The sequence below is a fragment of the Delftia sp. RIT313 genome, from assembly GCF_000632165.1.
Taxonomy (GTDB): Bacteria; Pseudomonadota; Gammaproteobacteria; order Burkholderiales; family Burkholderiaceae_C; genus Comamonas; species Comamonas acidovorans.
The window spans coordinates 34611-41749 of record NZ_JFYT01000069.1; the positions used below are offsets into that span (position 1 = coordinate 34611).

At 66.1% G+C, this 7139-nt stretch carries 8 protein-coding genes; 2 read left to right on the plus strand and 6 right to left on the minus strand.

Translation table 11 applies throughout. From position 1 onward, the window contains the following. Nucleotides 1-34 precede the first annotated feature (34 nt). Genes BW39_RS21710 through BW39_RS30565 form a run of 5 tightly spaced genes read right to left on the minus strand, consistent with a single transcriptional unit; the run spans nucleotide 35 to nucleotide 3809 of the window. Entirely contained in the window at nucleotides 35-2284 is a 2250-nt protein-coding gene (locus BW39_RS21710; RefSeq protein WP_012203504.1) for a methyl-accepting chemotaxis protein, read from the minus strand. 18 nt (nucleotides 2285-2302) lie between these two features. Beyond that, nucleotides 2303-2830 carry a chemotaxis protein CheW gene (locus BW39_RS21715; protein ID WP_012203503.1) on the minus strand — a complete coding sequence of 176 codons (528 nt, stop codon included), beginning with the start codon at nucleotides 2828-2830 and terminating at the stop codon, nucleotides 2303-2305. A gap of 15 nt (nucleotides 2831-2845) precedes the next feature. Then, nucleotides 2846-3211 (minus strand): response regulator, encoded by a 366-nt coding sequence (locus BW39_RS21720; RefSeq protein WP_013804030.1) that lies wholly within the window; start codon nucleotides 3209-3211, stop codon nucleotides 2846-2848. Next, nucleotides 3211-3609, minus strand: coding sequence for a response regulator (locus tag BW39_RS21725; RefSeq protein ID WP_012203501.1), 399 nt, complete (start codon nucleotides 3607-3609; stop codon nucleotides 3211-3213). The genes BW39_RS21720 and BW39_RS21725 overlap by 1 nt, the downstream gene beginning before the upstream one ends. A 47-nt stretch (nucleotides 3610-3656) precedes the next feature. Continuing rightward, complete coding sequence (locus BW39_RS30565; protein WP_013804031.1) at nucleotides 3657-3809, minus strand: rubredoxin; 153 nt, start codon at nucleotides 3807-3809, stop codon at nucleotides 3657-3659. Between the two features lie 115 nt (nucleotides 3810-3924). Between BW39_RS30565 and thiD the strand changes: the two genes are divergently transcribed. Next, entirely contained in the window at nucleotides 3925-4881 is a 957-nt protein-coding gene (gene thiD, locus BW39_RS21730) for a bifunctional hydroxymethylpyrimidine kinase/phosphomethylpyrimidine kinase (protein WP_012203499.1), read from the plus strand. A gap of 59 nt (nucleotides 4882-4940) precedes the next feature. Then, on the plus strand, nucleotides 4941-6257 hold the full coding sequence (gene hemL / locus BW39_RS21735) for a glutamate-1-semialdehyde 2,1-aminomutase (protein WP_373681038.1): 1317 nt from the start codon (nucleotides 4941-4943) through the stop codon (nucleotides 6255-6257). Between the two features lie 71 nt (nucleotides 6258-6328). Here the strand turns inward: hemL and BW39_RS21740 are convergent, their stop codons facing one another. Further along, complete coding sequence (locus BW39_RS21740) at nucleotides 6329-6727, minus strand: hypothetical protein (protein ID WP_043824200.1); 399 nt, start codon at nucleotides 6725-6727, stop codon at nucleotides 6329-6331. Nucleotides 6728-7139 lie beyond the last annotated feature (412 nt).

The window sequence follows — 7139 nt, forward strand, 5'->3', positions numbered from 1 at the left end:
CCCTAGGGCCTGTGCATAGCTATGTTGGACCGGGTCAGGCAATCTTGAAACGCGCCACCGACTGGCGCAGTTCCTCGGCCATGTGCGAGAGTTCGCGCACCTGCTGTGCCGTGGTGCGCGTACCTTCGCCCGTCTGCTCGGTCACCGCGAAAATGTGCTGGATGTTCTCGGCCACGTCGTTGGCCAGAACGGCTTCGCGCGAGGTGGACGAGGAGATCAGCTCGATCAGCTCGGCCAGATGGCGCGACACGGAGTCGATCTCGGTCAGCGCGGTGCCGGCGGAGTCGGACAGGCGGGCCCCCTCGACCACACCCTGGGTGGAGCGCTCCATGGCGGCCACGGCATCCTGGGTGTCGGTCTGAATCGCCTTCACCAGCGCCGCGATCTGGCGCGTCGCGTCGGCCGAGCGTTCGGCCAGGCGCTGCACTTCTTCGGCCACCACCGAGAAGCCGCGACCGGCTTCACCGGCCGATGCGGCCTGGATGGCGGCGTTCAGCGCCAGCACGTTGGTCTGCTCGGTAATGTCGGAAATCAGCTCGGTGATTTCGCCGATCTCCTGCGAGGATTCGCCCAGCCGCTTGATGCGCTTGGAGGTTTCCTGGATCTGGTCGCGGATGGAGTTCATGCCGCCGATGGCGTTCTGCACGGCCTTCAGGCCCAGGTCGGCAGCTTCCAGCGACTGGCGCGCCACCTGGGCAGATTCCTGCGCCTGGGTGGAGACCTCGTTGATGCGGCCGGCCATGTCCAGCACGGAGCGGCCGGTTTCGCGGATCTCGCGCAGCTGTTCGGTCGATGCGGCCAGCAGCTCGGTGGAGTTGGCATCCACCTCGGCCGTGGTCTGCGCCACGCGCGTTGCCGTGTTCTGCACACTGCCCACCAGGGCGCGCAACTCTTCCACCGTGTAGTTCACCGAGTCGGCAATGGCGCCGGTGATGTCCTCGGTCACGGTGGCTTCCTGCGTCAGATCGCCCTCGGCCACCGACTGCAGCTCGTTCATCAAACGCAAAATGGCGGCCTGGTTGGCGTCGTTGATGCGCTTGGCTTCATGCTCCTGCACGCGCGACTCTTCCTGGCGGCGTTCGGCAGCTTCCTGGCGCAGGCGGCTGTCGAGCAGCTGCACGCGGGACAGGCCCACGCCGCACAGCAGCACCAGCACGGTGGCCAGGGCCAGCAGGCCCATGGGCAGCGAGCCGATGCCGGCGCCGCTTTGCAGCTTGGTCTGCAGGTCTTCCAGTTGGCGGCGCAGCGGTTCGCTGTCGGCGTTGATGGCGGTCTGTGCCTCGCGGGCGGAGACCAGGCCCTGCAGGTTGCCCAGAATGGCGCTGGCCTCGGTGCGGGTCTCTTCGTAGAGCTTGATCAGTGCCTCGATCTGCTCGCGGGTCTGGGCGTCGCGCGTGGGGGGCAGGCGCAGTTCGCTGCTGCCGCCCAGCAGGCTTTCGGAGATTTCCTTGAACGAGTTCAAGTCCTTGCCCAGCAGGAACACGGCCTCGGGGCTCACGCCTTCGGCGGTCTGGAATTCGTTGGCCGACTTGCCGATACGCTGGGTCAACATCACCAGCTGGCCTGCGGCCGAGATCTCGGCGGGGCTGGCGCCCTGCTGCAGCTTGAGCGAGGAGATGGTTTCGGCGATCTCCAGCAGGTCCGAGGACTGGCGGTTGATGGTGCGCAGCGCGTCGCCGACCTGGGTCAGGATCTGCTTTTGCTCCATCACCACCTTGGCGCTTTGCTCGGCGCGCTCCATCAGCGGCATGATCTGGCCCAGCTCGTCGGCGTAGGCGCCGCCCAGCGGGCGCACGCCCATGGAGTCATCGCCCGAGGTGAGGGCGCGCACGTTGCGCGCCAGCACGCCCGCACTGTCTTGCACGTCCGCAAACGAAGGTGCCGCGCCGGTCAGCGCCTGCGACACCGACTTGGCAAGGCGCTGCGACTGCATCAGGGCCTGGCCGGTGGCGGCCAGCTGCTGCGCCGAGCCGTCCGCCTGGCGCAGAGCCCATGCCGCCGCCAGCACCAGAGCCAGCACGGAAACGCCCAGCAGCGTGGACAGCGTGCGCTGGTGGCGCGCGGCAGGCGCGCGGCCCAGCAGCGGCAGGACCACCGTTTCCTGGTCCAGGACTGCGCCGGCGTCGCCCGGCATGGCGTCGGGCGCGCCCTGCACGGTCATGGACGCATCGAGTGCGTACATATCCTGGGAGACGGTGTCTCCGAGCATGCTGTTGTCCGCGCCCGAGCCGGAGTCGGCCGGCTTGCGTTGGAAGCGATTTGCAAGACGTTGCAAGAATGACATGGGACGACCTTCAGAAACTCAGGCGCGAATGCTCAGAAACTCGGAGGTTTGGGACAGGCGCTGCAATTGCAGCTCCTGCCAGCGGTGGCCCGCTTCATCGATATGCACGGGGCCGAAAAAGGCGGGGGATTGCTCGGGCGCGGGCTCGGTGCGCACAAAGGCGTCGGCGCTGCGCAGGCCCTGCAGGCGGTCCACCAGCAGGGAGGCGTTCACTTCCAGCGCGGCATTGAAGGCCAGCAGGCTGGACTCGGCCAGCGCCGGTTCGCTGCGCGCCACGCCATGGCCCAGCAGGCTGGCCAGGTCGATCACCCCGGCCAGGGTGCCGCGCAGGTTGGCAATGCCCAGGAACCAGGGCTTTGTATAGGGCACGGGCTGTACGCCGGCCCAGGGAAAGATCTCGCCGGACTGGCCCAGCGGCATCAGGTAGTTGCGCCCGCCGGCCTGGACGGCCAGCCAGGCCGCCACCTTGACGCCTTCGCTGCGTGCGGCCTGGAGACGGCCGGCCAGACGGGATTGCAGATCGCGCAGTGCTTCACGGTTCGCCATGGCCAGCGCACCGCGTCAGTTCAGCGCCGCGATCTTGGCCTGCAGCTCGCCTGCATCCACCGGCTTGGTGATGTAGTCACGCGCGCCCTGGCGCATGCCCCAGACCCGGTCGGTTTCCTGGTTCTTGCTGGTGCACATGATGATGGGCAGGTCCGCGTACAGCGGGTCGCGCGTGATGGCGCGCGTGAGCTGAAAGCCGTTCTGGCCGGGCATGACCACGTCCATCAGGATCAGGTCGGGCCGGTCTTCGGCCAGGCTGCGCAGGGCTTCTTCGCCGTTCTCGGCCGTACGTACCTGCAGTCCCTGCTTTTGCAGCATGTCGGACAGAAACATCAGTTCGGTCTTGGAATCGTCCACGACCAGGACTTTGCGGATGGGCATCAAAGTGCTCCTATGGTTTGCTTGCCGAACTGCTCCACGGCCTGCAGCAGCTGGTCTTTGGTGAAGGGTTTCGTGAGGTAGTCCTGGCAGCCCACCATGCGCCCGCGCGCCTTGTCGAATACGCCGTCCTTGGACGAGAGCATGACCACGGGCGTATCGGAGAAGCGCGCGTTGCGCTTGATGATGGCGCAGGTCTGGTAGCCGTCCAGCTTGGGCATGAGGATGTCGCAGAAGATCAGTTGGGGCTGATAGTCGTTGACTTTGGACAGTGCGTCGAAGCCGTCGTCGGCCAGGAGCACTTCGTGCCCGCCCTGTTTGAGGAAGATTTCTGCGCTGCGGCGGATGGTATTGCTGTCATCCACCACGAGTACGCGCAAGGGTGCGCCCGATGTCGTCACTGAGAAACCTCCCGGAAATGTATGAGTCGGCGCGGGTGGTCCCGCGCTCAGATTTCGACCATCTCAAAGTCTTCTTTACGTGCACCGCATTCGGGACAGGTCCAATTCATGGGCACGTCATCCCAACGCGTCTGGGGTGCGATGCCATGCTCGGGGCAGCCTTGCGCCTCGTCATAGATCCACCCGCAGATCAAGCACATCCAAGTTTTAGGGTCGGTCACAGCTTAAAGGGCCTTCACATAGAATGCAACGATTGTATCTAGTCATAACCACCCGCCACGGCCTTCGCTGGCGGGGCGCAAACTGGGCTGAGCCATGGCATTGAACCCCTCCAACTCCCCCAGTCCCGACACCGAATTGGTGGACGAAACCGCTCCCGTATGCGTGCTGGTCTTCAACGCCAGCGACCCCAGCGGAGCAGGTGGCCTGTCGGCCGATATCGCCACCATCGCCTCGGTCGGCGGTCATCCGCTGCCCGTGGTCACGGGTGCCTACGCACGCGATTCGGCCAAGATCTTCGAGCATTTTCCCTTTGACGACGAGGCCGTGGCCGAGCAGGCGCGCGCCGTGCTGGAGGACATACCCGTGTCCGCCATCAAGGTCGGCTTCGTGGGCAGCCCGGGCAACCTGGCGGCGATCGCCGAGATAGCTTCCGACTATCCCGACATCCCCATCGTCTGCTACATGCCGGACCTGTCGTGGTGGGAGGAAGACCCGCTCGACCAGTACATGGACGCGCTCAAGGAGCTTGTGCTGCCGCAAACCTCGGTGTTGGTTGGAAGCCACAGTACGCTGTGCCGCTGGCTGCTGCCCGACTGGAGCAACAGCCGCAGCCCCACGGCGCGCGACATCGCCATGGCGGCCGAGGCCCTGGAAGTGCCCTACGTGCTGGTCACCGGCATCCCCCTGCCCGACCAGTTCGTGGACAACGTGCTGGCCACGGCGCAGTCCGTGCTGGGCAACAGCAAGTACGAGATGTTCGACGCCACGTTCACCGGCTCGGGCGACACCCTGTCGGCCGCGCTGGCGGCCCTGGTGGCCAGCGGCAACGACCTGGGGCTGGCCACGCAGGAGGCGCTGGAGTACCTGGACCGCAGCCTGGACAGCGGCTTTCGCCCCGGCATGGGCCACTTCATCCCGGACCGCATGTTCTGGGCTCAGCCCGAACCCGAGGACGAAGACGCCGAGGCCGCCGAGCCGCTCACCGAGCTTGACGCCGACACCCAGGCCATCGAAGGCTTTGTGATGCCGCCCCATGACACCAAGCATTGAGGCAGGCCGCCCCTGAGCGGCTGCGCCCTTGCTTGGCGCCTCTGGCTTGTACCCCGCACATGGCAGACTCCTGCACTATGACCACTGACCTGAATATTCCCCTGTTCGAACGCGCCAAGGCCGTGATCCCCGGCGGCGTGAATTCACCCGTGCGCGCCTTCAACGCCGTGGGCGGCACGCCGCGCTTCGTGCGCCGTGCGCAGGGCGCGCATTTCTGGGACGAGAACGCCCAGCAGTTCACCGACTACATCGGCTCCTGGGGTCCGATGATCCTGGGCCACGGCCACCCCGAGGTGATGGCCGCCGTGCAGGCCGCCGCGCTGGAAGGCTTCTCCTTCGGCGCGCCCACGGAGCGCGAGGTCGTGCTGGCCGAGAAGATCCTCTCGCTCATGCCCTCCATGGACATGGTGCGCATGGTCAGCTCGGGCACCGAGGCCGGCATGAGCGCGCTGCGCCTGGCGCGCGGCTTCACGGGCCGCAACAAGATCATCAAGTTCAACGGCTGCTACCACGGCCATGCCGACGCGCTGCTGGTCAAGGCCGGCTCGGGCCTGGCGACGTTTGGCGCCTCCTCCTCGGCCGGCGTGCCGCAGGACGTGGTCAAGGACACCGTGGTGCTGGAATACAACGACGTGGGCCAGCTCGAGGAGGCCTTCGCCCAGTTCGGCGACCAGATCGCCTGCGTGATCATGGAGCCCATTGCCGGCAACATGAACTTCGTGCGCGCCAGCGTGCCCTTCACGCGCCGCATCCGCGAACTCACGCGCGAGCATGGCGCGCTGATGGTCTATGACGAGGTGATGACCGGCTTTCGCGTGGCCCTGGGCAGCGCCCAGAGCCTGTATGCCCAGCAGATCGAAGGCTTTGCGCCCGACATCACCGTGCTGGGCAAGGTCATCGGCGGCGGCATGCCCATGGCGGCCTTCGGCGCGCGCCGCGAGATCATGGAAAAGCTCTCGCCCCTGGGCCCGGTCTACCAGGCCGGTACGCTGTCGGGCAACCCCATTGCCACGGCCTGCGGCCTCAAGACGCTGGAGCTGATCAGCGAGCCGGGCTTCCACGACGCCCTGCACGCGAAGACCGGCCGCCTGATGGCCGGCTTCAAGGCAGAGGCCGACGCCGCCGGCGTGCCCTTCAGCGTGGACCACCAGGGCGGCCTGTTCGGCTTCTACCTGCTGCCCGAGCTGCCCAGCACCTGGACCGAGGTCATGAAGACCGATGGCGCCCGCTTCAACCGCTTCTTCCACGGCATGCTGGAGCGCGGCCACTACTTCGCGCCCGCCCTGTACGAGGCCGGCTTCGTGAGCGCCGCGCACACGGACGCGGACATCGACAAAACCATCGAAGCCGCGCGCGAAGTGTTCAAGACGCTCTGATATCCGCAGATATCTTCCCTTGCACGCCAACGCCACCAACGCCGTGATCCGGCGCTGGCGTGCAGGTCACATCACTCGTCGTCGCCCTGGTCCACGAACTCCACCAGCTCCGGCAGCATCTCCAGCTGCTGGATAGCGTCCTTGAGCCGCAAGCCGAAGCGTGATTCCGGCCGCCCGAAGGCGCCCTGCGCCAGCCGCAGCGCCGCCGTTGCCTTGACCCATTCCACCTCGAAGGCATAGCGGTCCGCGTGCTGCTGGACACTCATGCGCTTGATGTGTTCCAGCGCCAGCTCCACGACGCAGTCCACATCGATTTCACTGTCGTCCCTGTCGGGATCGTCGGTCATCAGCTCGATCAACTGCTGCAGCGTGCTGTGCACCAGGCCCAGCGAAGCATGCATGGCCTGCTGCCAGGTGGGAAGAAGGGGTGGTTGGGGAGAGTTCGCCTGTACGGCGGTGAGAGGGTGCATGTCTTGGCTCCTGTTGGAATCAAGGAACCACCCGCGCCGCTTCGACACGGAAACAGGTGGACGGGATGTTCGAAGCACGTCAACAGCCGTGCGGACGCCCTTACGGGTAGCCCCATCCCGCCCGTAACCGACAGGACTCGCGCGCACGAACGCGCCAGTCCCAAAGATCTGGACATGACAGAACCCCGCTTTTCGCTGGGGGTCACAAACGCTGTTGAAAAGATGCTTCGACACACCGGGCCTTTCGGCCTGCCGCAAGTGTAATAGCTGAGTACTTCAAAACCAGGCCGAGCGCAGCGACGGCCCGCCTCCACCCCCCGTATGTCAGCGCCTGCGTCGGGCCGCCCCCCGGGGTGCAGTCCCTCCGCAGGACACGACAGTGTCGGCCTCTTACGCCCCGCGCTTGTTTTGT

Bases quoted from the DNA above. Each gene is read 5' to 3' on its own strand.
- BW39_RS21710 (WP_012203504.1), bottom strand. From the start codon at position 2,284: ATGTCATTCTTGCAACGTCTTGCAAATCGCTTCCAACGCAAGCCGGCC.
- BW39_RS21720 (WP_013804030.1), bottom strand. From the start codon at position 3,211: ATGCCCATCCGCAAAGTCCTGGTCGTGGACGATTCCAAGACCGAACTG.
- BW39_RS21715 (WP_012203503.1), bottom strand. From the start codon at position 2,830: ATGGCGAACCGTGAAGCACTGCGCGATCTGCAATCCCGTCTGGCCGGC.
- BW39_RS30565 (WP_013804031.1), bottom strand. From the start codon at position 3,809: ATGTGCTTGATCTGCGGGTGGATCTATGACGAGGCGCAAGGCTGCCCC.
- thiD (WP_012203499.1), top strand. From the start codon at position 3,925: ATGGCATTGAACCCCTCCAACTCCCCCAGTCCCGACACCGAATTGGTG.
- hemL (WP_373681038.1), top strand. From the start codon at position 4,941: ATGGCAGACTCCTGCACTATGACCACTGACCTGAATATTCCCCTGTTC.
- BW39_RS21740 (WP_043824200.1), bottom strand. From the start codon at position 6,727: ATGCACCCTCTCACCGCCGTACAGGCGAACTCTCCCCAACCACCCCTT.